Source organism: Micrococcus sp. UYEF5, from assembly GCF_040546065.1.
GTDB classification, from domain to species: Bacteria; Actinomycetota; Actinomycetes; order Actinomycetales; family Micrococcaceae; genus Micrococcus; species Micrococcus luteus.
This window is the reverse complement of record NZ_JBEPNB010000003.1, coordinates 274,226-295,519: the sequence shown is the minus strand read 5'-3', so window position 1 is coordinate 295,519 and position 21,294 is coordinate 274,226. Positions and strand designations below refer to the sequence as shown.

21 protein-coding genes are annotated in these 21,294 nt (G+C 73.6%); 6 read left to right on the top strand and 15 right to left on the bottom strand.

The genetic code is table 11. The annotated features are described in order from the left end of the window. Nucleotides 1–5 precede the first annotated feature (5 nt). Nucleotides 6–500 carry a transglycosylase SLT domain-containing protein gene (locus tag ABIB16_RS05095; RefSeq protein WP_044659439.1) on the top strand — a complete coding sequence of 165 codons (495 nt, stop codon included), beginning with the start codon at nucleotides 6–8 and terminating at the stop codon, nucleotides 498–500. Then, nucleotides 497–1,528, top strand: a complete 1,032-nt coding sequence (locus ABIB16_RS05090) for a cation diffusion facilitator family transporter (protein ID WP_354436089.1) — start codon at nucleotides 497–499, stop codon at nucleotides 1,526–1,528. Before ABIB16_RS05095 ends, ABIB16_RS05090 begins: the two co-directional genes overlap by 4 nt. An 8-nt stretch (nucleotides 1,529–1,536) precedes the next feature. Here ABIB16_RS05090 and ABIB16_RS05085 read toward each other — a convergent pair whose 3' ends face one another. The 13 genes from ABIB16_RS05085 to galE all read right to left on the bottom strand — a co-directional run bounded on the left by ABIB16_RS05085 (nucleotide 1,537) and on the right by galE (nucleotide 16,332). Beyond that, nucleotides 1,537–2,067, bottom strand: a complete 531-nt coding sequence (locus ABIB16_RS05085; RefSeq protein ID WP_044659437.1) for a hypothetical protein — start codon at nucleotides 2,065–2,067, stop codon at nucleotides 1,537–1,539. Between the two features lie 49 nt (nucleotides 2,068–2,116). Beyond that, nucleotides 2,117–3,208: a tRNA (adenosine(37)-N6)-threonylcarbamoyltransferase complex transferase subunit TsaD gene (gene tsaD / locus ABIB16_RS05080; RefSeq protein ID WP_354436088.1), complete on the bottom strand. Its 1,092-nt coding sequence runs from the start codon at nucleotides 3,206–3,208 to the stop codon at nucleotides 2,117–2,119. 680 nt (nucleotides 3,209–3,888) lie between these two features. Next, nucleotides 3,889–4,476 (bottom strand): GNAT family N-acetyltransferase, encoded by a 588-nt coding sequence (locus ABIB16_RS05075; RefSeq protein WP_354436087.1) that lies wholly within the window; start codon nucleotides 4,474–4,476, stop codon nucleotides 3,889–3,891. Continuing rightward, nucleotides 4,473–5,144 carry a tRNA (adenosine(37)-N6)-threonylcarbamoyltransferase complex dimerization subunit type 1 TsaB gene (tsaB, locus tag ABIB16_RS05070; protein ID WP_036315870.1) on the bottom strand — a complete coding sequence of 224 codons (672 nt, stop codon included), beginning with the start codon at nucleotides 5,142–5,144 and terminating at the stop codon, nucleotides 4,473–4,475. The genes ABIB16_RS05075 and tsaB overlap by 4 nt, the downstream gene beginning before the upstream one ends. Nucleotides 5,145–5,154: 10 nt before the next feature. Next, nucleotides 5,155–5,781: a tRNA (adenosine(37)-N6)-threonylcarbamoyltransferase complex ATPase subunit type 1 TsaE gene (gene tsaE, locus ABIB16_RS05065; RefSeq protein WP_144825604.1), complete on the bottom strand. Its 627-nt coding sequence runs from the start codon at nucleotides 5,779–5,781 to the stop codon at nucleotides 5,155–5,157. After that, complete coding sequence (gene alr / locus ABIB16_RS05060) at nucleotides 5,778–6,983, bottom strand: alanine racemase (protein ID WP_203552601.1); 1,206 nt, start codon at nucleotides 6,981–6,983, stop codon at nucleotides 5,778–5,780. Before alr ends, tsaE begins: the two co-directional genes overlap by 4 nt. Beyond that, on the bottom strand, nucleotides 6,980–8,557 hold the full coding sequence (locus ABIB16_RS05055) for an NAD(P)H-hydrate dehydratase (protein WP_203552600.1): 1,578 nt from the start codon (nucleotides 8,555–8,557) through the stop codon (nucleotides 6,980–6,982). The genes alr and ABIB16_RS05055 overlap by 4 nt, the downstream gene beginning before the upstream one ends. After that, the gene (locus tag ABIB16_RS05050; RefSeq protein WP_044659429.1) at nucleotides 8,554–8,934 is read right to left on the bottom strand and encodes a holo-ACP synthase; all 381 of its coding nucleotides are present in this window, start codon (nucleotides 8,932–8,934) and stop codon (nucleotides 8,554–8,556) included. The genes ABIB16_RS05055 and ABIB16_RS05050 overlap by 4 nt, the downstream gene beginning before the upstream one ends. Next, complete coding sequence (locus tag ABIB16_RS05045) at nucleotides 8,931–9,662, bottom strand: ElyC/SanA/YdcF family protein (protein WP_354436086.1); 732 nt, start codon at nucleotides 9,660–9,662, stop codon at nucleotides 8,931–8,933. Before ABIB16_RS05045 ends, ABIB16_RS05050 begins: the two co-directional genes overlap by 4 nt. Then, nucleotides 9,659–11,788 carry a glycogen debranching protein GlgX gene (glgX, locus tag ABIB16_RS05040; protein WP_044659427.1) on the bottom strand — a complete coding sequence of 710 codons (2,130 nt, stop codon included), beginning with the start codon at nucleotides 11,786–11,788 and terminating at the stop codon, nucleotides 9,659–9,661. Before glgX ends, ABIB16_RS05045 begins: the two co-directional genes overlap by 4 nt. Before the next feature lie 98 nt (nucleotides 11,789–11,886). After that, the gene (locus tag ABIB16_RS05035; protein WP_354436085.1) at nucleotides 11,887–13,182 is read right to left on the bottom strand and encodes a serine hydrolase domain-containing protein; all 1,296 of its coding nucleotides are present in this window, start codon (nucleotides 13,180–13,182) and stop codon (nucleotides 11,887–11,889) included. Between the two features lie 172 nt (nucleotides 13,183–13,354). Beyond that, nucleotides 13,355–15,226 carry a glutamine--fructose-6-phosphate transaminase (isomerizing) gene (glmS, locus tag ABIB16_RS05030; protein WP_230259685.1) on the bottom strand — a complete coding sequence of 624 codons (1,872 nt, stop codon included), beginning with the start codon at nucleotides 15,224–15,226 and terminating at the stop codon, nucleotides 13,355–13,357. A 50-nt stretch (nucleotides 15,227–15,276) separates the two neighbouring features. Further along, a complete protein-coding gene (gene galE, locus ABIB16_RS05025) occupies nucleotides 15,277–16,332 on the bottom strand; it encodes a UDP-glucose 4-epimerase GalE (RefSeq protein ID WP_354436084.1) in 1,056 nt (351 codons plus the stop codon). A gap of 74 nt (nucleotides 16,333–16,406) precedes the next feature. Here galE and coaA point away from each other — a divergent pair, with 74 nt between their 5' ends. From coaA to mscL, 3 genes are read left to right on the top strand one after another with little or no spacing between them, the layout of a single operon-like run. After that, nucleotides 16,407–17,417 carry a type I pantothenate kinase gene (gene coaA, locus ABIB16_RS05020; protein WP_044659424.1) on the top strand — a complete coding sequence of 337 codons (1,011 nt, stop codon included), beginning with the start codon at nucleotides 16,407–16,409 and terminating at the stop codon, nucleotides 17,415–17,417. 3 nt (nucleotides 17,418–17,420) lie between these two features. Continuing rightward, entirely contained in the window at nucleotides 17,421–18,170 is a 750-nt protein-coding gene (locus ABIB16_RS05015) for a M15 family metallopeptidase (RefSeq protein ID WP_354436083.1), read from the top strand. Nucleotides 18,171–18,220: 50 nt separating this feature from the next. Further along, nucleotides 18,221–18,643, top strand: coding sequence for a large conductance mechanosensitive channel protein MscL (mscL, locus tag ABIB16_RS05010; RefSeq protein ID WP_036315841.1), 423 nt, complete (start codon nucleotides 18,221–18,223; stop codon nucleotides 18,641–18,643). Between the two features lie 94 nt (nucleotides 18,644–18,737). On the opposite strand, the gene ABIB16_RS05005 is transcribed toward mscL, so the two are convergent. Both ABIB16_RS05005 and glmM read right to left on the bottom strand, forming a co-directional pair. Then, complete coding sequence (locus tag ABIB16_RS05005) at nucleotides 18,738–18,965, bottom strand: hypothetical protein (RefSeq protein WP_010080407.1); 228 nt, start codon at nucleotides 18,963–18,965, stop codon at nucleotides 18,738–18,740. Nucleotides 18,966–18,973: 8 nt separating this feature from the next. Further along, nucleotides 18,974–20,329 (bottom strand): phosphoglucosamine mutase, encoded by a 1,356-nt coding sequence (glmM, locus tag ABIB16_RS05000; RefSeq protein WP_029248315.1) that lies wholly within the window; start codon nucleotides 20,327–20,329, stop codon nucleotides 18,974–18,976. Between the two features lie 160 nt (nucleotides 20,330–20,489). Here glmM and ABIB16_RS04995 point away from each other — a divergent pair, with 160 nt between their 5' ends. Next, nucleotides 20,490–21,290: a peptidoglycan recognition protein family protein gene (locus ABIB16_RS04995; protein ID WP_061867115.1), complete on the top strand. Its 801-nt coding sequence runs from the start codon at nucleotides 20,490–20,492 to the stop codon at nucleotides 21,288–21,290. Nucleotides 21,291–21,294: the final 4 nt, after the last annotated feature.

The window sequence follows — 21,294 nt, the reverse complement described above, 5'->3', positions numbered from 1 at the left end:
GGACGATGACCATCACCCGTCGGGCCGCCCTGACGGGCCTGCTCGGGGGCGTCGCCCTCGGGTTCACCGCCTGCACCTCCTCCGGCTACCCCGCCGACCCGGACGGCACCCTGGACCGCGTCACGGGCGGGGTGCTGCGCGCCGGCGTCGTGCACCACCCGCCCCACGTGGACGCCTCGGGCGCCGAGCCCGTCGGCCCCGAGCCCGACCTGATCCGCGGCTTCGCGGCGGCGCACGACGCACGCGTCGAGTGGACCGTGGCCGGGGAGGAGGCGCTCATGACCGCGCTGGAGAAGGGCGACATGGACCTGGTGGCCGGCGGCCTGACCTCGGCGTCCCCGTGGACGTCGCACGCGAGCATCACCCGCGACTACGCCGAGGCGGAGGGCCCGGACGGCGAGCCGGTGAAGCTCGTGATGGCCGTGCCCCTGGGTGAGAATCAGATGCTCAAGGCCCTCGAGGCGTACTTCGACCAGCGCGCAGCGGAGGAGGCCCGATGACGCGGCGGGACACCCGGGAGACGGGGCCGAGCGGGCGCCGGTTCGGCGCCACGGAGCTGCCCCCGGAGATCGAGCGCGTGGTCCAGCAGGCCAAGCGGCTCGAATGGGCGACGCTGGGGGTGATCGTGGTCACGATCGTCCTCGTGGCGATCGTGATGGGCTCCTCGCAGGCCATGCGGGCCGCGTGGATCGAGGACCTGCTCTCCCTGATCCCACCGATCGTGTTCCTCGTCGCCCTGCGCGTGGCCCGCATGGCCCCGACGCGGGCCCGGCCCTACGGCTCTCACCGGTCCGTCGGGGTGGGGCACCTCGTGGCCGCCGTCGCCCTGTCCGTGATGGGCGTGGTCCTCGTCGGCGACTCCGTGCTGGGCCTGGTGACGGCGGAGCACCCGCCCATCGGCACGTTCGACCTGTTCGGGCACACCGTGTGGCAGGGCTGGTTCATGATGGCCGTGATGGCCCTGTCCGTGCCCGGGCCCATGATCCTCGGCCACAAGAAGCTCAAGCTGGCCGAGCAGCTCCACGACCGCGTGCTGTACGCGGACGCGGACATGAACAAGGCGGACTGGCAGACGGGCGTGGCGACCATCGTCGGCGTGGCCGGCATCGGCCTGGGCTGGTGGTGGGCGGACTCCGCTGCGGCGATCTTCGTGGGCGTGAGCATCGTGCTGGACGGCTGGAAGAACCTCAAGGAGGCCGTCACGAACCTGGCGGATCGCCGCGCCGCCACGATCGACGGCGCCCGGCCGCACCCGCTCATCGACCGTGCCGAGCGGGTCGCCTGGGCGGAGCCGTGGGTGCGCCATGCGGGCGCCCGCGTCCGGGACGAGGGCCACGTGTTCCACGTCGAGATGTTAGTGGTGCCGCACGAGGGGGCGGACGTGACGGTGGGCCGCTGCTGCGCGCTGCGGGACGCGATCGCCGCCCTGGACTGGAAGCTGCAGGACGTCGTCGTCGCCCCGGTGGACGAGCTGCCCGCCGAGGTGCACGGCGGTCGGTCCGGGGAGCATCAGACGGGCGAGGAATAGCCCGGGCCTCAGCCGGCCAGGAACCGGCCCTCGAGGGTGGCGGAGGTGATGCGCTGGACCTCGCGCTGCTGGTCGCCGGTCCTCTGGCGCAGGGCGTGCATCTCGGCGGCGTCGACCGCCGGCAGGTGCGGCGCGAGCTGTTCGAGGACGTGCCACATCGCGGACTTGGCCTGGAGCGTGCCCTGCAGCAGGTCCAGTTCGATCTGCGTCCAGCCGGAGCCGCGCGTGCGCAGCGCGTTCACGGGGTTGAGACGTCCGCCGACCTCGGCCGCCGCGCCGGCGGCCCGGTCCACCAGCGGGGTGCGGAGACCCAGTTCGCCGATGAGCGCCTCGAGGCGGTCCTGGTCGTCCTGGACGGCGTCGCCGAGGCGGCGCAGCGCGGCCTCCTGCGGGGTGCCGGCCCAGGTCTGCTCGGCGGCGCGGAACGCCTTCACACCGGAGCGGGAGCCGAGCAGGTGCTGATTGAGGAAGTCCTCCAGCATCTGCTCGTCCACGGCCGCAGAGGTGGACTCGGGGCGGGGGTAATCATGGCCGGTCATGGGCTCTGTCTACGGAGCCTCTGGTCCGACGGCAAGGGGCCGGGCGCGCTCAGACGCTGACGACCTCGACCGGCTGTCCCGGGTCCGCGCCGAACCACGCGTCGGAGGGGGCGACGCCGTCGCGCACCAGGCGTGCGCCGAGCGCGGCGACCATCGCCCCGTTGTCGGTGCACAGGTTCACGGGCGGGACGGTCAGCTCGATGCCGGCGGAGCGGCACCGGTCGGCGAGCAGGGCGCGCAGGCGCGAGTTCGCCGCGACGCCGCCGCCGAGCATCAGGTGGGTGAGCCCGTGCTCGCGGCAGGCGCGGACGGCCTTGGCGGTGATCACGTCCGCGACGGCCTCCTGGAAGGAGGCGGCGATGTCCGCGCGCGGCACCTCGAGGCCGCGGGCCTCGAACTGCTCCACGGCCCGGGAGACGGCGGTCTTCAGCCCGGAGAAAGACCAGTCACTCCGATGCGGGCCGGGCTCCTCGGCGCTGCCGACGAACTTGCCCGCGGTGAGCCCGCGCGGGAAGCGGAAGGCCGCCGGGTCGCCCTGGGCGGCGAGCCGGTCGATCACGGGGCCCCCGGGGTAGCCCGCCCCGATGAGCCGGGCGACCTTGTCGTACGCCTCGCCGGCCGCGTCGTCGATGGTCGAGCCCAGCAGCTCGACCTCGGAGCTGATCCGGCCCACACGCAGGATCTCGGTGTGCCCGCCGGAGACCAGCAGCGCGCCCAGGTCCGCGGGCAGGTCGTCCCACTGCGCGGGCCGCACGCCGTCCAGCATGCCCACCCCCACGTGCGCCACGAGATGGTTGATGCCGTAGAGGGGCGTGCCGAGGGCCGTGGCCAGCGCCTTCGCCCCCGCGACCCCCACCATGAGCGCGCCCGCCAGACCCGGGCCGGAGGTGACGGCGATCGCGTCGAGGTCCGCGAGGGTGACGTCGGCGGTGTCCAGGGCGCGGCGGATCGTGGGCACGAGGGCCTCGAGGTGGGCGCGGGCGGCGATCTCCGGGATCACGCCGCCGAAGCGCACGTGCTCCTCGACGGAGGAGGCGACCTCGTGGGCCAGCAGGGCGGTGCCGCGGACGACGCCGACGCCGGTCTCGTCGCAGGAGGACTCGATGCCGAGCACGAGGGGGGCTGCGGTGGCGGTGGGCATGGGCTCCAGTCTAGTGAGCGGCCCGGTCACAGGGGCTTGCGGCGGATTCGGCTAATCCGTCTTTTCGATTTCATTTCGGGCGATATGCACATCCTTCGAACGCACCGCCTGGATTGCAGGGCCCGGCCCGGTGATTTTGTTGTTCTCGATACGAGCACTTGCGGAGTCTTTGACCGAAATCGCGGCGCGAGAGTCAGTCTTGCTCCTACCAGTAGGGACGTCCGATTCTTTCCTCGCCATCCGCGCGCTGGGCACCATCCATCGACACACGATTATCAAGACAATCAGTAGGGCCCCGAAAATCAGCGCCTCGAGCATTTGGCCAGTAACCAGACCGACTAAAAAAGGCCCCAGAATCCCTAGGGCCGTGAATAGGGCATCACGGTTCTGGGCGAGCCACCCTCGTCTAGAGGCCATCTGAAGGGTCTTCCTCCACCGGCCCTTCGTTCGCCGGGTCAATAGTGATTCGCATTCCTGATATATCGACCTCGCTCGAGCGGCTCACGTCGACCCCTCGATGCATCCCCGAGATTGAGCCTCCCATAATCTTGACATCCGATGAATCGGTGATGACGATCCCAGTTGAATAACGATGGTTGGGCTCCAATGAGTCTCCTAAGTGCTTGGACCACGACAGACGGCCATATGTCTCAAGTCACATTCTAACCGCAACGGCCCGGTCACAGGGCCTTGCGCATGATCACGGCGTCCTCGCCGCCCGGGTAGTAGCGGCGGCGCACATGCAGCTCCTGGAATCCGTGGCGCGCGTAGAGCCGCCGGGCGGCGGCGTTGGAGGCCCGGACCTCGAGCATGAGCGAGCTCGCACCGCGCGCCGCGGCCTCCGCGGCCATCCAGCGCAGCTGGGCCGCCCCGATCCCCCGCCCCTGCGCCGCCGCGACCGTGCCCACGGTCTGCACGTCGGCGACGTCGCCGACCACCATGATCCCGCCGTAGCCGACGATCTCGCCGGGGGCGGGGCCGTCGTCGGCCGCGGAGCCGGGCGCGGGTACGTCGCGGACGACCACGCGGTAGTCCCGGGTGGGCGGACGGCCGTGTGCGTCCCGTCCGCCGGCGGGGCCGGTCTGGGCGAGCTCCTCCTCGTAGAAGTGCGCGGGCCAGGCGTCGAGCGGGAAGAGGGTGGCCTCGTGGGCGAGCACCTCGGGGATGTCCCACAGGGTCATGGGGCGCAGCAGGTATCCGGGCGGCAGCCCGTGCGCGTCCTCGGCGGGGCTCCCGTCACCGGACGGGGCCGGCTCGGCCGGGCTCACGCGCCCGCCCGCTTGCGGGGGCCGGGGACCTTGGCGTCGGACTCGCGCAGGTAGAGCGGCTCGGCGGGCACGAGGCCGCGGCCGCGCCGCAGAGCGAGCTCGGCCACCTGCCCCACCCCGACGGCGGACGGCGTGGCCGACTCCCAGTCCGGCACCGCGCGCAGCGCCTCGGGGTAGAGCCCGGCCCCCGCGCCGTAGACGGGCAGCGGGGTGACCTCGTCCGCCGGCGAGACGAAGGGGCCGTGCAGCAGCGTCGGCTGCCCGCCGACCTGCGCGTAGTGGGCCCAGTAGACCTCGCGGCGGCGGGCGTCCGTGGCGACCACGAACTCCTCGATCCCGTGGCGGAAGGCGTCGACGCCGGCCGCGTGGGCGAGCGCGTCGAGGCTGCGGACCCCGTGCACGGGCACGTCCCAGGCCAGGCCGAGGGCGGCCGCCGTCGCCAGGCCCGCGCGCAGTCCCGTGAAGGGTCCGGGGCCGACGCCGACCGCGAGCGCGTCCAGCGCGGTGCCGGTGACGCCGGCCTCGCCGAGCACGGTCTGCACCGCGGGGGCGAGCACCTCGGCGTGGGCGTGGGTGTCGTCCGTGGCCCAGCGCGCGAGCTCCTCACCGTCCCGCAGGACGGCGACGGAGGCGGCGGCGGAGGAGTCGATCGCGAGGAGCAGGGCCATGGCGGCCAGTCTACGGAAGCACGACGCCGGCCCAGCGCGGGCCGCGGCCGGTCACGACGGCCGAGCGCAGCTCCTCGGCCTGGCCTCCGTCCTCGTCGGAGAAGTCGGTGACGATGCCGTCGTCGCCCTCCCCCGCCGGGGCCGCGGGAGCGTCCTCACCCCCGCGGGCCCGGACGATCTCGATGTCCAGCCACGAGGCGTCCGGGTCCTCGGGGAACCCGGCGAGGGACTCGGCCATGCCCCGGCCCCACTCGACGACGGTCACGGAGCGGTCCACGCTCGCGTCCAGGTCGAGGTCCGTGAGCTCCCCCGCCGAGCGCAGCCGGTACGCGTCCACGTGCACGAGGTCCGGGGTGCCCGCCGGGGCGTCGGCCGGAGCGGGGTGGACGCGGGAGAGGACGAACGTCGGCGAGACCACGCCGGAGGCCACGCCGAATCCGCTGGCCAGCCCCTGGGTGAAGGTCGTCTTGCCCGCGCCGAGGTCGCCCGTGAGGATCAGCACGTCGCCGGCGCGGAGCACCCCGGCGAGGGCGCGGCCGAACGCCCGGGTGCCGTCGGCGCCCTCGAGCGGGACCGTCGCCGTCAGCACGGGCTCGGGCAGGGTCGGGCCGGGGGCGGGGAACTCGTGGTCGCTCATGGGCGGGCCTCCTGGGTCGACGTGGGGTCCACGTGCTGCCGGTCCACGCGGCCTCCGATGCGGGTCACCAGCTCGTAGTTGATCGTCCCGGCGGCCGCGGCCCACTCCTCCACCGGAATGCCGGAGGCCGGTCCGAACAGCTCGACGGCGTCGCCGGGCGCGTCCGCGGCGTCCGGGCCGAGGTCCACCACGAACTGGTCCATCGCGATGCGGCCCACCACGGGGACGGTCCGGCCGCCGACCTGGACGCGCGTGCCCTCGACGACGCGCGGGACGCCGTCGGCGTAGCCGACGGGCACGAGCCCGAGCGTGGTGGGCTCCGCCGTGACGTGGCGGAACCCGTAGGACACGCCCTGCCCGGCGGGGACGGCCTTGACGTTGGCCAGGACGGTGACGAGGGACATGGCCGGGCGCAGCCCGAGCTCGGCGGCGGTGACGTCCGCGAACGGGGAGAGCCCGTACAGGCCCAGGCCGACGCGCACCATGTCCAGGTGCGTGTCCGGCCGGGCGAGGGTGGCCGGCGTGTTGGCCAGGTGCCGCAGCAGTGGGTGGCCGAGCGTCTCGGCGGCCTCGGCGGCCATCCGTTCGAACCGCAGCAGCTGCGCCGTGGTCTCGGCGGCCCGGTCCGGCTCGTCCGCCACGCCGAGGTGGGAGAACACGCCCTCCACCCGCACGAGGCCCGCGGCCTCGAGCTCGGCGGCACGCGCGACGAAGGCGGGCCACCGCTCGGGCGTGCAGCCGTGGCGGCCCAGGCCGGTGTCCGCCTTCAGGTGCAGGACCGCGCGGGCCTCGGGTCCGGCCCCGCCGCGGGCCCGCAGCCCGCGGACGGCGTCGGCGACGGCGTCGAGGTCCCAGCCCGAGACGCCGAGGGTCACCTCCGCCTCCACCGCGGCGGCGAAGTCCGTGGCCCCGGTGTGCAGCCACGCGAGCACGGGCAGGCGCACCCCCGCCGCGCGCAGGGCCAGGGCCTCGCGCACGTGGGCCACGCCGAGCCGGTCCGCGCCGGCGGCCGCGGCGGCGCGGGCGACGGCCACCGCGCCGTGGCCGTAGGCGTCGGCCTTGACGACGGCGGTCAGCAGCGGCCGGCTGCCGTCGGGGCGGCGGATCCGCTCCTGCAGCACGCCCACGTTGTGCCGGACGGCCGCCAGGTCGATGCGTACGGCGCGCTCGGTGTCGACCGGGCTGACGTCGGCCAGGCTCATCGGACGGCCTCCAGCTCGGCGTCGTCCGGCCACCACAGGCGCGCGACGCGCGCGCCCAGCGCGGTCGGCAGCGTGGCCGTGGTGATCCGCCCGGCGCGGGCCTGGCCGGCCCCGGCCTGGGCGTGCAGCCAGGCGGCGGCGGCCGCGAGCCGGGCCGTGGGCGCCGGGCCGGGATCCTCCCCGGCCCGGCGCGCCCGCGAGCGCCGCGCCACGTCCGCGGCCAGGACGGCACCGATCGCCCCGGAGAGCACGTCACCGGTGCCGCCCATCGCGAGTTCGGGCCCGCCGCCGGTCACGGCCCACGCCTCGCCGTCCGGGGCGACCACGAGGGTGCGCTGACCCTTGAGCAGGACGGTGGCCCCGTGCGCAGCGGTCCACGCCCGCAGCGCCGCGAGCGGGTCGGCGGCGTCGGCGCCGTCCGCGGGGACGCGCTCGTGCAGCCGGGACCACTCCCCGGCGTGCGGCGTCAGGACCACGGGCGTGCCGGCCGCGCGCAGCGCCCGCAGCTCGGCGGCGGTGACCAGGTCCAGGGCCGAGGCGTCGGCGACCAGGGCCGCCTCCGGCCGTTCCTCGAGCGCGGCGAGGACGCCGGCCCAGCGCCGCCGCGCGTCGTGCTCGGTGTCCAGGCCGGGGCCGGCCACCCAGGCGTCCGCGCGCGACGGCTCGGGCCCCTCCGCCGAGACCAGCGCCTCGGGGTGGGCGGCGAGCACCAGGTCCCGGGTGGTCTGCGGGCCGGCGTGGTGCACCATGCCCGCTCCCGTGTGCAGCGCGCCCGCGCTCGCGAGCACGGCGGCCCCCGGGTAACGCTCCGATCCGGCGACGACGGCCACCACGCCGCGCGTGTACTTGTGGGCCTCGGCCGCGGGGGCCGGGTGGGCGGCCCGTGCGGCGGCCTCGTCCATCACGCCCAGCCGCGCGGCCGGCGACGTCGGCAGGTGCGGTCCCAGCCCGATGTCCACCACGTGCACGGTGCCCGCGCGCGCCGCCCCCTCCCCGAGGACGAGACCGGACTTGAGGGCGCCGAACGTCACGGTCGCGTCCGCACGGAGGGCCTCCCCCCGCACCTCGCCGGTGTCCGCGTCCACGCCGGAGGGCACGTCGCACGCCAGCACGAGCGCCTCCGCCGGCAGCGCGCGCGCCGCAGCGGGCAGCTCATACTCGCCGGTGAAGCCCGTGCCGAGCACGCCGTCCACCACGAGCGCGGCCTCGGGCGGCACCGCGTCGGCGCGGCGTCCCCCGGCCGCTCGCAGCGCAGCCCAGCCCTCGGCGTGCCAGCGCGGGGCGCCGTCGTCGTCCCGGCGGACGGGCACGGCGACCGCGGCCACGCCCCGGCGGCGCAGGAAGGCGAGGGCGAACAGCGCGTCCCCGCCGTTGTTGCCGGGCCCGACGAGGGCGGCCACGGTCGCCCCGGCCACGGGGCCGCGCTCACGCAGCAGGGCGGCGGCGTGCTCGGCCAGGGCCCAGGCGGCGGCGTGCATCAGCTCCGGGCCGCGGCCGGCCGCGAGCAGGGGCTCCTCGGCCGTGCGCACGGCCGAGCCGGTCACGGCGATGCGGGTCAGGTCATCGGCGGTCATGCGGGTTCCTCCTCGGCCGCGCGGCGTTCGGCGACCACGTAGGCGGTGGCGACGTCCCCGTCATGACTGAGGGAGAGGTGCCAGTGGGTGATGCCCAGGGCCTCGGCCCGGGCCTGCACGGTGCCGGTCAGGTGCACGGTGGGGCGGCCGTCGCCGTGGTCCGGGCGCGGGATCCAGCAGTGGTGCCACATCATCCCGGGCGGGGCGCCCATGGCCTTGGCGACCGCCTCCTTGGCGGCGAAGCGCGCGGCCAGCGAGCGCAGCGGCAGGTCCCGCTCGTCCTCGGTGAACAGGCGTGCGCGCAGCGCCGGCGTGCGCTCGAGCTGCGCCCGGAACCGCGGGACGTCCACCACGTCCACCCCCACGCCGATGATCACGCCGCCCCCGCCCGCCGGGCGCCCACGACGACGGCGTCGGCCTCGTCCCCGACGGGCTGCCCGCGCAGTCGCTTGGCCAGGTCGAGCGGCCACTGCAGCACGCCGGGCAGCTGCTGGTCACAGCCCGGCGTGAGCATCGCCTTCCCGTAGGCCAGCACGCCGTAGACGCCGTGCTCCAGGCGGCCGAGCCGGTCGAAGCCGGCGTCGAACGCGTACAGGGACACACGGCCCTCCTCGGGGGTGAAGCACCGCTCCGCCAGCAGCCGCGCACGCTCCACGTGCTGGTGGAAGGTGAGCACGCCCAGGTGGTGCAGGCCCAGCTCGCGCATGCGGTCGGCCGCGTGGATGACCTCGCCCTGGGTGGTCACCGGATCGGGTGCGAAGCACTCGACGCTGACGCCGGCCAGCCGCGGGTCGCGTTCCTCCGGGCCGCCGCACAGCTTCTCGTGCCCGTCCGGCCCCAGGTACGCGGAGACGAAGAGCCGGTCGGTGACGCCGGACGCGGCGAGCTCGATCGCGGCGTCATAGACGCGGGGCTGGCTGTAGAGGACGAGGAGGGCGTCCACGCGCGGTGCGTCGTCCGGGTGTGGCTCCGTCACGGCGTGCGTGGCCCATCCCGCGCCGAAGGCCAGTCCCAGCGCCGCCAGGGTCGCCACGGTGGCGCAGAGGGCCCGCGCCCACCGCGGCAGTCCACGGCGGACGCGCCCCCGGTCGGCCTGCGCGCTCATGCGCCCTCGGGGACCTGCCGCAGCACGACGGTGGAACGGGCCTGGACCTCGAGCACGTCCCCGGCACGCACGCGGGGGTGCGAGCCGCTCGGGGCGACGTGGGACGAGGTGTCCACGACGACCTCCCACTCGGCCGGGAACGTGGGCCCGGGCAGGGTGTACGGCACGGGCTCCCACCACGCGTTCATGAGGACGTAGAAGTCCCGGTAGGGCCCCTCCCCGTCCTCGTCCCCGCGGGGGAGCGTGTGCCCGTTGAGGTAGAAGCCGATCGACCGGGCCTCGGCGCCCCAGTCGTCCTCCGTCTTGGCGGTCGCGTCCGGCTCGAGCCACACGATGTCCGGCAGGGGCGCCTCGATGTCGCGGGCCGCCGGGCGACCGTCGAAGTGGTGGCGACGGCGGAACACCGCGTGGTCACGGCGCAGCGCGATCAGGTCGCGGGTGAACGCCACGAGCGAGTCGTCCATGGCGGACCAGTCGATCCACGAGATCTCGTTGTCCTGGCAGTAGACGTTGTTGTTGCCGCCCTGGGTGCGGCCCAGCTCGTCGCCGTGGCTGATCATGGGCACGCCCTGGCTGACCAGCAGGGTGGCCAGGAAGTTGCGGCGCTGGCGGGCGCGCAGCGTCACGACCTCGGGGTCGTCGGTCTCCCCCTCGACGCCGCAGTTCCACGAGCGGTTGTGTGCCTCGCCGTCGTTGTTGTCCTCGCCGTTGGCCTCGTTGTGCTTCTCGTTGTAGGAGACGAGGTCGCGCAGGGTGAAGCCATCATGGGCCGTGACGAAGTTGACGGACGCGCCGGGGCTGCGCCCGTCCCCCTCGTAGAGGTCGGCCGAGCCGGTCAGGCGGGTGGCGAACTCGCCGAGGGTGCCGGGCTCGCCGCGCCAGAAGTCACGCACGGCGTCCCGGTACATGCCGTTCCACTCGGACCAGAGGCCGGGGAAGTTGCCCACCTGGTAGCCGCCCCAGCCCACGTCCCACGGCTCGGCGATGAGCTTGACGGTGCGCAGCACCGGGTCCTGGCGGACCACGTCGAAGAACCCGGAGAACATGTCCGGGCCCTGCTCCCCCTCCACCCGGGTGAGGGTGGTGGCCAGGTCGAACCGGAAGCCGTCCACGTGCATCTCGGTGACCCAGTAGCGCAGGGAGTCCATGACCAGCTGGAGGGCCTTGGGGCTGGAGAGGTCCACCGAGTTCCCGGTGCCCGTGTAGTCCATGTAGTGCCGCTCGTCGCCGTCGACGAGGTGGTAGTAGCCGGCGTTGTCCAGCCCGCGCAGGCTGAGCATGGGGCCCTTGTCGTTGCCCTCGGCCGTGTGGTTGTAGACCACGTCGAGGATCACCTCGAGGCCGGCGGCGTGCAGGTCCTTCACCATCTGCTTGAACTCGCGGACCTGGCCGCCCACCTCCGGGGACGAGGCGTAGGCGGCGTGCGGGGCGAAGAAGCCGAGCGTGTTGTAGCCCCAATAGTTGCTCAGCCCCTTCTCCTGCAGGGTGGCGTCGTTGACGAACTGGTGCACGGGCATCAGCTCGACGGCGGTCACCCCGAGCTCGGTCAGGTGGCGGACCACCTCCGGGTGGGCCATGCCGGCGTAGGTGCCGCGCAGCTCCTCGGGGACGGCGGGGTGCAGCTTGGTCATGCCCTTGACGTGGGTCTCGTAGATCACCGTGTCCGTGAGCTCGACGGCGGGTGGGGCGTCCTCGCCCCAGTCGAAGTCCTCGGCGACGACCACGCCGAGCATGCTCGTGCCCAGGTTGTCCGAGGTGTCGATGCGGTCCGGCTCGTCGAAGTCGTACGAGTGGTGCTGCTGGCCCCACTCGTAGTCGCCGGTGAACGCCCGCGCGTACGGGTCCACCAGGATCTTGGCCGGGTTGTGCCACAGGCCGCGGGCGGGGTCCCAGGGACCGTGCACGCGGTAGCCGTAGCGCTGCCCGTGCCCGATGCCCGCCACGTGGGCGTGCCATGTGGTGCCGTGCCGCTCCTCGAGAGGGATGCGCGTCTCCGTGCCGTCGTCGGCGACGAGGCACAGCTCGACCGCCTCCACCTCGCGGGAGACCGCGAGGGCGAAGTTGGTGCCGGTCTCGTCCACGGTGGCCCCGAGGGGGTACGGCTGGCCGATCTCCACTGTGTGCATGACTCTCCGGGGTCTCGTCGTGCGGCCCGCCGGGTGCGGCGGGCCTCCTCGGGGAGTCTACTGGCGCGGGAGGACACCGTGCCGGGACGTCGATCCGCTCAGACGAGTCGGGCTCCGCGGGCGGCCATGTCCGCCACGGCACGGCGCGAGGCGGCTGCGCCGCCGCGTACCAGGCGGTCGCGGGAGGCCGGGGCGTCTGCGGCATTGACCACGAACGCGGTGCGCATCAGCGCCAGCTCCTTCGCGAACACCTCGTCCCAGCCCTCCTGCCAGTACGGCCGGCCGATGTAGGTGAACGCGAACGCACGCTCGCCGTCGCGGGAGCACAGGGCCAGGGAGACGGAGCCGAAGCCGGCGCCGTCGTGGCCGACCAGCACCTCGCCGGCGTGCTCCGGCGCCGGGTCCGCGACCAGGAACAGGCCGTAGCCGTAGCCGGCCTGGGTGGCCGGGCCGACGGGGGTGACCATGAGGTCCACGGTCTGCTGCGAGACCAGTTCGCCCCGCATGAGGGCCTGATAGAAGCGGGTGACGTCCGCGGCGGTGGTGTTCACCGCGGCGGCGGAGGCGAAGATCGACTGATCGATGGTCTCGAGGGCCTTGGCCTCGTGCGGACGCACGGCCGCGTCCTGCATCTCCGCGCCGCGGACGAGGGTGCCGTGCTCGAGGCGGGTGCGGTGCATGCCGGCGGGGCGGAAGACGCGGTCCCGGATGAGCTCGGGCATCCGGCGGCCGGTGACGGCCTCGACCATCATCTCCACCACCACATAGCCCGTGTTGGAGTAGCCGTAGTCGGTGCCGGGCTCGAACCACCAGTCGGCCTGCTTCGCCAGCTCGACGAGCTCACGCTGGCCGTAGGAGCGGGAGACGACGTCCGCGAGCTCGTCGAAGTCCAGCTCGAAGAGGGACTGGCCGCGCATGATCACCCAGATGGCGTCCGGCATGCCGGAGGTGTGGTTCAGGAGCATCGAGAGGGTGACCCGGTCCTCGACGTCGGGCCACAGGCCCGGGAGGACGCCACCGATCGTGGAGTCCAGGGACAGGGTGCCGCGCTCGACCTCCTGCAGGGCGACGGTGGCGACCATGCCCTTGGTGACCGAGGCGATCCGGGCCACCGAGTTCGCCCGCGCCGGGGCGTTCGCGTGCAGGCCGCGGGTGCCGGAGGCGGTGTCGAAGCGGCGGGCCGGACCCACCACGGAACAGACGGCGCCGACGGCGGGCCACTGCACGACGGCGTCGAGGGCGGCCTGGATCGCCCGCTCGTCCAGGCCACGGCCGGAGCGCGGGTTCGGACCCTGCGGGGCGGCGACGGCGGAGGAGGCGACAGCGGAGGGCAGCGCGAGGCCGGCGAGACCGGCGGCCATGCCCTGGGCGAACTGGCGGCGGGTGGGGCGCATCGAGGCGTCCTTTCGAGAAGTGTGACGGCGGTCACCCAGTCGGGTGTGGTCACACTCTAGCCCGCGACGCCGCTGCGACGGGGACCCGGGCGCGGGCCGCAGGAGCCCGGAAAACGGACGGCGCCCGTCCCCGGAGAGGGGGCGGGCGCCGTCGTCGCTCAGTCGGAGCGCGTCACTCGACGGTGACGGACTTGGCGAGGTTGCGCGGCTGGTCCACGTCGTAGCCCTTCGCCGTGGCGAGCTCGAGGGCGAAGATCTGCAGCGGGACCGTGGTCAGCAGCGGCATGAGCATCGGCTGGGTCTCGGGGACCTCGAAGACGACCTCGGCCTGGCCGCGCACGGCCGCGTCGCCGCGCTCGGCGACGGCGAAGGTGCGGGCGCCGCGGGCGCGGACCTCCTGGATGTTCGAGACCACCTTGGCGTGCAGCGAGTGTCGGTCCATGGGCGAGGGCATGACCACGAAGACCGGCTGGCCGTCGTCGATCAGGGCGATCGGGCCGTGCTTGAGCTCGCCCGCGGCGAAGCCCTCGGCGTGGATGTACGCGAGCTCCTTGAGCTTGAGCGCGCCCTCCATGGCCACCGGGTAGCCGACGTTGCGGCCGAGGAACAGGACGGAGGTGGCGTCGGCCATCGAGCGGGCGAGCTCCTTGACCTGGTCCTTGGCGGCGAGGATCTCCTCGATCTTGCCGGGGATCGCCCCGAGGTCCGCCAGGATGTCCTTGATCTGGCCGCTGAACAGCTTCTTGTTCAGCTGGGCCAGGTACAGGCCCAGCAGGTAGGCGGCGGTGATCTGCGCCAGGAACGCCTTGGTGGAGGCGACGGCGATCTCGGGGCCGGCGTGCGTGTAGAGCACGGCGTCCGACTCGCGCGGGATCGTGGAGCCGTTGGTGTTGCAGATGGACACGGTGCGGGCGCCCTGCTCCTTGGCGTAGCGGACCGCCATGAGGGTGTCCATGGTCTCGCCGGACTGGGAGATGGACACCACGAGGGTGTGCGGGTCGATGATCGGGTCGCGGTAGCGGAACTCGTGGGAGAGTTCCACCTCCACGGGGATCCGGCACCAGTGCTCGATGGCGTACTTGGCCACCGTGCCCGCGTAGGCGGACGTGCCGCACGCCAGGACGATGATCTTGTCGACGGCCTTGAGCTCCTCGGGGTCGATCCGCAGCTCGTCCAGCATCAGGGCGCCGGCGGCGTCCGTGCGGCCCAGCAGGGTGTCCTGCACGGCCTGGGGCTGGTCGTGGATCTCCTTCTCCATGAAGGTCTCGAAGCCGCCCTTCTCCGCGGCCGAGGCGTCCCAGTCCACGGTGAAGCGCTTGCCGTCGGCGGGGCCGCCCCGGAAGTCCGAGATCTCGACGGCGTCGGCCGTGATCGTCACGACCTGGTCCTGCTCGAGCTCGATGGCCTCGCGGGTGAAGTCGATGAAGCCGGAGACGTCCGAGCCGAGGAAGTTCTCCCCCTCGCCCAGGCCGACGACGAGCGGCGAGTTGCGGCGCGAGGCCACCACGCGGTCCGGGTGGTCCACGTGCACGGCCAGCAGGGTGAAGGCGCCCTCGAGGCGCTGGGAGGCCAACTGCATGGCGCGGGTCAGGTCCTGGCCGGCCGCGTTCCGGTAGACGTCCGCGAGGAGGTGGGCGGCCACCTCGGTGTCCGTCTCGGAGAGGAACTCGACGCCCTTGGCGAGCAGCTCCTCACGCAGCTCGGCGTAGTTCTCGATGATGCCGTTGTGGATGAACGCCAGCCGGCCCTCGTCCGCCACATGCGGGTGGGCGTTGCGGTCGGTGGGGCCGCCGTGGGTGGCCCACCGGGTGTGGCCGATGCCGACGAGGCCGGTGGGGACGGGGTGCTCGGCGAGCTCCTCAGCGAGGTTGGCGAGCTTGCCCGCCTTCTTCCGGTGGTACAGCTGACCGCCGTCCACCACGGCCACACCGGCGGAGTCGTATCCGCGGTATTCGAGACGACGCAGGCCCTCCATCAGGACGTCGAGAGCGCCGTGCTCACGATCCGACTGGGGCTGGCCGATGTATCCGACGATTCCGCACATGCGCACGAGAATACCGGACCGGGCCCGACTTCGGCGCACGGCGGGCCGACTCACTCCGTCCGGGGCGAGAACCCCGCGGGGTTGGCCTCCTGCCAGGCCCAGAGGTCCCGCACCATCGCGGTCACATCGCGTCGGGCGTGCCAGCCCACCTCGGCGCCGATCGCGTCCACGGCGGCGCACGACTCGGCGATGTCCCCGGGCCGGCGCTCGACCACGCGGTAGGGGATGCGGCCGCCCGTGACCGCCTCGAAGGCGCGCACCATCTCGAACACGGTGACGCCCTCGCCCCGGCCGATGTTCCAGACCCGGGTCGTCGTACCGCCCCCGGCCGCCACCCGGGCCGCGAGCCAGTCGAGCCCGGCCACGTGCGCCTCCGCGAGGTCCATCACGTGGATGAAGTCGCGCACGGCGCTGCCGTCGCGCGTGTCGAAGTCCGCGCCGAACACCCGCAGCTCGGGGTACGCGCCGGAGGCCACCCGCGCCACGAAGGGCATGAGGTTCGCCGGCACCCCGCTCGGGTCCTCGCCCAGCCGCCCGGAGGGATGCGCGCCGACCGGGTTGAAGTAGCGCAGCATCGCCAGCCCGCCGCCGTCGACCGTCGCGCAGACGTCGCGCAGCACCTGCTCCGCCATGAGCTTGGAGTGCCCATAGGGCGAGACCGGGTCCGTGGCCGCGTCCTCGGCGACCGGCACCGGCGCGCGGTCGCCGTACACGGTCGCGGAGGAGGAGAACAGGACCGTGCGGACGCCGGCCGCGAGCGCGGCCTCGGCGACGGCGGCCGTGCCGCCCACGTTCACGTCGTAGTAGGCGGCGGGGCGGGTCATCGACTCGGTGGGCGACTTCAGCCCGGCGAAGTGCACGAGTGCGGCCGGGCCGAAGTCCGCGAGCGCCCCGCGGTAGTCCTCGGGGCGGCGGATGTCGGCCACGTGCAGGCGCAGCCGCGACCCGCCCAGACGCGTTTCGGCGAGCTCGGCGACGCGCTCGAGCGACGTCGTCGTCGCCGTGACCAGGCTGTCCAGGACGAGGACGTCGTGGCCCGCCTCGAGCAGCGTGAGCACGGTGTGGGATCCGAGGTATCCGGCACCGCCGGTCACGAGAACGCGCATGGGCCGATCCTATCCGGGCCCTGTGACGTCACGCGGGGGCCCGCTCCGGGCGGGCCGCGGCCATAATGGATCGGGTGACCTACACCCCCCCGACCTCCGAGCTGCCCCTCGTGGGCCCCGAGGAGCCCGCGGACGCCGTGCCCGACGGCCACCAGCGCTCCCCCTTCGTGGAGCTGGACCGCCAGACCTGGGCCCGTCTCGCCTCGGAGATGGCGCAGCCCTTCGACCAGGCGGACGTGGAGCGTCTGCGCGGCCTCGGCGAGCATCTGTCCCTGCGCGAGGTCGCCGAGGTCTACCTTCCGCTCTCGCGCCTGCTGAGCATCAACGTGGAGGCCTCCGCGGCTCTGCGCAGCGCGACCAACGCGTTCCTCGGCGAGCGGACGGGGCGCACCCCGTACGTGATCGGGGTTGCCGGGTCGGTCGCCGTCGGCAAGTCGACGACGGCGCGTGTGCTCCAGGAGATGCTGCGCCGCTGGCCGACGACGCCGCGCGTCGAGCTGGTCACCACGGACGGCTTCCTGCACCCCAACGCGGTGCTGCACGAGCGCGGCATCATGTCCCGCAAGGGCTTCCCCGAGTCCTACGACCGCCGCGCGCTGCTGCGCTTCATGGCGGACGTCAAGTCCGGGGCGCAGGAGGTGCGCGCGCCCGTGTACTCGCACATCACCTACGACATCGTGCCGGGCGAGGAACAGGTGGTGCACCGTCCCGACGTGCTGATCGTGGAGGGACTCAACGTGCTGGCCCCGCCGCGCACCCGGGCCGACGGCACCGCCGGGCTCTCCGTCTCCGACTTCTTCGACTTCTCGGTGTACGTGGACGCGCGCGCGTCCTGGATCCGGTCCTGGTACATCGACCGGTTCATGGGTCTGCGCTCGGGGGCCTTCGCCGACCCGCGCAGCTACTTCCACCGGTACTCCTCCCTGTCGGACGCCGAGGCTCAGGCGACGGCCGAGTCCATCTGGGACTCCATCAACGGCCCGAACCTCGAGCAGAACGTGCGCCCGACCCGCGGGCGCGCCCGGCTGGTGCTCACGAAGAACGCGCAACACGAGGTGACCCGCGTGCTGCTGAGGAAGGTCTGATCCATGCGTCGCACCCTCCCTCTCGCCGCGCTGGCCGCGCTCGCGCTGCTCGTGGCCGGTTGCGGCACGCCCGCCGCGGGCCCGTCCTCGACACCGACGACGCCGACGTCCGGCTCCGCGAGCGCGGCCGCGTCGTCCGGCGCCGCCTCGAGCACGGCGCCGTCGTCGGGCACGCACGCCGACCCGGCCGCCCTCGACGTCGTCGTGAACAAGACCCGCCCCGTGGCTCCGCCCGACTGGGCGCCCTCGGATCTGGTGGCCGTGCCCGGCAGCGAGCTGCCCCTGCGGGCGGAGGCCGCGACGGCGGCCGGTGACCTGCTGGATGCCGCCGCGGCGGCGGGTCACCGCCTCACCACCCTGAGCGCCTACCGCTCGTACGACTACCAGGTCCGGACGTACGGCCACTGGGTCGACGAGCTGGGCCGCGCCGAGGCCGACCGCGTCTCCGCGCGTCCGGGGTACTCCGAGCATCAGACCGGCCTGGCCTGGGACGTGGGCGACGCCGCGACCCCCGCGTGTGACCTGGAAGCGTGCTTCGGCGACACCGCCGCGGGCCGTTGGGTGGCCGCGCACGCCGCCGAGTACGGGTTCGTCATCCGCTATCCCGCCGGGGCCGAGGACGTGACGGGCTTCGATCACGAGCCGTGGCACCTGCGCTACGTCGGGTCCGCGGAGGCGGCCCGGGTCGAGGCGGCCGGCGGCGTCCTCGAGACCGCGTGGGGTCTGCCGCCGGCACCCGACTACGCGGACTGAGACGCACGACCCTGTACCGCGCCGCCTTCGTGACACGTAGGATTCTCCCCATGCTCCAGGGATTCAAAGACTTCATCATGAAGGGCAACGTCCTCGACCTTGCCGTCGCCGTCATCATCGGCGCCGCCTTCGGCAAGATCGTGAACGCGCTCGTCGAGGCGGTCCTCATGCCGCTCATCGCTGCCGCCGTGGGCTCGCCGAACTTCGACTCGTTCGCCGTGCTGACGGTCAACGGCAACGACGTGAAGTTCGGCGTGCTGCTCACCGCCATCGTCAACTTCCTGCTCATCGCCGCGGCCGTGTACTTCGCCATCGTGATGCCGATGAACAAGATGATCGAGGCCCGCAACCGCCGCCTCGGCATCGACCCCGCCGAGGAGGAGGTGGCCGCCGACGTCGCCGTGCTCACCGAGATCCGCGACCTGCTCGCCGAGCGCCGCGGCGGCCCCACCTCCGGGACCACCGCCCTCTGATCTCCCCCTGTCCGACGCCGAAGGGCCCGGGACGACTCACGCGAGTCCCCCCGGGCCCTTCCTCCATGCCCTCGGCGGCACCGGGGCCGTGCCCTCAGGGCCGCGACGTCGTCCGGTCCGCGCTGGACCCGGCGTCCGGGGCGACCTCCGAGTCCTGCCGGTCCGGATCCAGGCACGGCAACCACTCCACGGGGGCGCTCTGCCGCGCACACACGGGCGCGTCCACGGCGAGGAACGCGGCCGACCACAGGACCGCCAGCCCCGCGAGCAGCCCCGCGAACAGGGTCCAGCGGCGGGGCCGGGGGGCCGCGTCCGACGTCATCGGTCCGGTCAGTCGTGCAGGCGCAGCTCGCGCTGCACGACGTCGGCCAGCACCTGGGCCTCCCGGCCGGCGGTCTCCTCGTCCGGGGCCTCGACCATGACGCGCACGACCGGCTCCGTGCCCGACGGGCGCAGCAGCACGCGGCCGGTCTCGCCGAGGCGGGCCTCCGCCTCGGCGACCGCCGCCTGGACGGCCTCGTCCTCGGCGGCGCGGGACTTGTCCACGCCGCGCACGTTCACGAGGACCTGGGGCAGCCGGTCCATCACCGCGGCCAGCTCGGAGAGCGGGGTGCCGGTCTCGGCGACGCGCGAGGCGAGCTGCAGGCCGGTGAGGACCCCGTCGCCGGTGGTGGCGTGGTCCGAGAAGATCACGTGGCCGGACTGCTCGCCGCCGAGTGAGTAGTCGCCGAGCTTCATGCCGGCCAGGACGTAGCGGTCGCCCACCTGAGTCTCGACGAGCTGGACGCCCTCCCGGCCCATGGCCAGCTTCAGGCCCAGGTTGGACATGACGGTCACGACCAGGGTGTCGTCGCGCAGGACGCCGCGGTCCTTGAGTGCCACGGCCATGACGCCCATGATCTGGTCGCCGTCGACGACCTCGCCGCGCTCGTCCACGGCGAGGCACCGGTCGGCGTCGCCGTCGTGCGCGATGCCGAGGTCCGCGCCGTGCTCGCGCACGGCCGCCTGGAGCTTCTCGAGGTGGGTGGAGCCGTAGCCGTCGTTGATGTTGAGCCCGTCCGGGGACGCGCCGATCACGACGACCTCCGCGCCGGCGGCGCGGAACGCCTCGGGCGAGCAGCCGGCGGCCGCGCCGTGTGCGCAGTCCAGGACGACCTTGAGCCCGTCCAGCCGGTGCGGGAGGGTCTGCAGGAGGTGGAGGACGTAGCGGTCCTCGGCATCCGCGAAGACGCGCACGCGGCCCACGTCCGCGCCCTGGGGCCGTCGCGGCGTCACGCCCTCGAGGTGGCGGATGATCTCGTCCTCCTGCGCGTCGGTCAGCTTCTCGCCGCCGCGCGCGAGGAACTTGATGCCGTTGTCCGGGGCCGGGTTGTGGGAGGCGGAGATCATCACACCGAAGTCGGCGTCCAGGTCCCCCACGAGATAGGCGGCGGCGGGGGTCGGCAGCACACCCGCATCCCACACGTCCACGCCGGAGGACGCCAGGCCCGCCTGCACGGCGGCCGCGATGAACTCACCGCTGATGCGCGGGTCCCGGGCCACGACGGCGACCGGGCGTCGGCCGGCGTCGAAGGCCTCCGCGCCGAGGACGGGCGAGGCGGCCTGGGCCAGCTGGACGGACAACTCCACGGTGAGGGTCTCGTTGGCCAGGCCACGGACGCCATCGGTTCCGAACAATCTCGACATGATCAGTCAGTGTAGGGGCCGCCCCTGCGGCCTGCATCACGGGAGGGTCACGAAACGGGCCGGGGGGCGGTAGCATCGGACCGGTCGAGCCCCCGCGGCCGCGCCCGTCCGCTCACATCCGCCCGGGAGGCCCCGCCCCGAACCCGAAGGACCTCGATCCATGCCCGACGTGACCCCGCCCCCGCTCCCCCATTCCTGGACGCGCCGCAGCGTGCTGGGCGGCACGGGCCTGGCGATCGCCGCCGGCGTGGCCGGCTGCGGGCGTGATGAGCAGGCCGAGCAGAGCTCGGAGGGCGACGAGCAGGCCACCCGCCTGCCCGCCCCGGACATCATCACCACGGCGCAGTGGGGCGCCATGCAGCCCAACTACTACCTGCAGACCCTGAACGAGCGCCCCTCCTACCTGGTGATCCACCACACCACCACGCCGAACGTCACGGACGGCTCCCGGGAGGCGGCGGAAAGCATCGCGCAGGTGGTCCAGAACGCGCACATGAGCCCCGCGAACGACTGGGGCGACACCGGGCAGCACTTCACCGTCTCCCGCGGCGGCTTTGCGATGGAGGGCCGCCACGGCTCCCGGCACGCGCTCGAGGACGGACAGACGTTCATGCTCGGCGTCCACGCGCTCGGGTTCAACGCGTATGCGCTCGGCATCGAGTGCGAGGGGCTGTACATGCTGAACCCGCCGCCGCAGAGCCTCTACGCCGGCCTGGTGCCGCTCGTCGCCTACATCTGCCAGCAGTACGAGCTGCCGCCGTCCCGCATCATCGGCCACCGCGACGTCACCGCCACCAGCTGCTGCGGCGACGCGTTCTACGCCAAGCTGCCGATCCTGCGCGAGGACGTCCGCCTCTCCCTGGCCTCGGGCGAGTACCACGTCTCGGAGGGCTTCGGGGCGGACAACCTCTTCGACGACGCACACGTCACCCCGGAGTACGTGGAGGAGGAGCGCGGCTGAATCC